This is a genomic window from Schnuerera sp. (genome assembly GCF_035459645.1).
Classification (GTDB): Bacteria; Bacillota; Clostridia; order Tissierellales; family Tepidimicrobiaceae; genus Schnuerera.
In genome coordinates, this window is record NZ_DATHXO010000298.1 from 1 (window position 1) to 1,692 (window position 1,692).

At 34.2% G+C, this 1,692-nt stretch carries 1 protein-coding gene and 1 pseudogene; both read right to left on the reverse strand.

Annotated elements, in window-relative coordinates; translation table 11 throughout:
* Nucleotides 1-604, reverse strand: a pseudogene (locus VK998_RS06985) (hypothetical protein); the annotation flags it as partial.
* A 7-nt stretch (nucleotides 605-611) separates the two neighbouring features.
* The coding region (locus VK998_RS06990) for a PBSX family phage terminase large subunit (RefSeq protein WP_325226919.1) at nucleotides 612-1,692 on the reverse strand (1,081 nt) is incomplete at its 5' end.

Consider the following 1,692-nt stretch of genomic DNA (forward strand, 5'->3'; position numbering starts at 1 on the left):
GTGGCCTGTCTACATTCTTCATAGGCACAGTTTCTTCCAAAAAGGACCACTTTTCAATTATATTTAGTGATACTTCATCACCTAATACAGTCCTTTCTTTAGTTCTAAACACTGCATTATTAACTATATACTCTTTACCAGTTAGATCATGCTCTTCTAGTCTTCTATAAATGAATTCATCATCCTGGTATTCATCTATGAATACTATATGCTCTATAGTCTTATCATTAAAACTAATAGGAATAAATAAATCTGGGGTAATATAATCCACTAGTATTTTATCATTTGATACATAAGGTTTTAATATAATCCCACCTAAAGCTAGGCCATGTTCTGTGAATGTTCTAGCTTCTTTAACAACTTTTTGATAGTCTTTGTCTAGATCCTCATCATTGCTTATCTCTGACATAAACTCTATTGTTGTAAGCCTTGCTAATTCACTTGCTATACTTGCTGGTATTCCCATGCTCAATGTTATCGCAGATAACCAAGGGCTTTCATCTCTATACATTTGTAGCCATAGATTATGGTTATTAGCTCCAGTTCCAAATACTTCTTTCCCCATTAGCCTCTTATTAACCATTTCTATTATCTTTTTATTCATATATTTATCACCTGCCTTTATAGAACTTGTAGTATTTTCTTGCTACGGTATAAACAAAGTATCGTATCATATCCATGCAGTGATCATTTTCTTTTAGTGGCTTATCCTCTCCACGTTTAATAGCCTTTTCATCCCACCTATAGGAGTGAAATTCTTCCATAGAATGAATACAATTGTCACATATTAATAAAAGGCCACTATTAAGTAATGTACCTGTAAGTCTAATACCATCCAGTACACTATTGTTAGCATCTCTTGTAGCTATACCTCTTTTCTTTAACTCTGCCTTGAAACTTGCTGCCGAAGGATCCACTATAACTTGGATAACATTATATCCTTCTATAAAACTTTCCATTTCATCTGCATACTCACCATCTGTCTTCTGACCTTCATCTCTACCTGAATGATAGTATTCTTTTACTAGGTACCATTTGCTTTTATAGAATCCCCATAGACCAAATACAGTAGCATTTTGAGTACCATGGTCTACTGATACATAATATCTTGTATAGTCTCTATCAGTTGACTCAGCAACATGCTTTGCTTTGTCAAACATATCATAGATAATTCCCTCAGCTACTACCCAAAGGCCTAGTATATGCCTTTGAAAAAATACTCCACTATACATTGCACGATATCGCTCTTTAATCTTCTCAGATAAGCTCAAGTTATCATCCATGGTGAAGTGTAGACGAATAAGGTTCTTTTCTACTATTTTATCTATCCAATTAACCTTAAACCAATGATAAGGCCCTTCAGGGTTACAGTTAAACCAAAACTTGGAACCATCTACTGAACACCTACCAGTAGCCTGGTTAACAAAGGACTCAGGCATTAAGGCAACTTCATCAAAGAGTACTCCCGCTAGTGTAATACCTTGAATTAAATCTTGTGAGCTTTCATCTTTACCACCAAAAATATAAAAATAATTAGTAATATTCCCTTTGATAACTACAACTAAATTATCTGCCCTTTTGTCTTGAATTTTGTACCCTCTAGCTCTTAACATCAACTTTAACCAGAATAATACATTCCTTCTAAAGGAACCAATGGTCTTTCCACACATACCAAAGTTTTGTTGGTCAAAT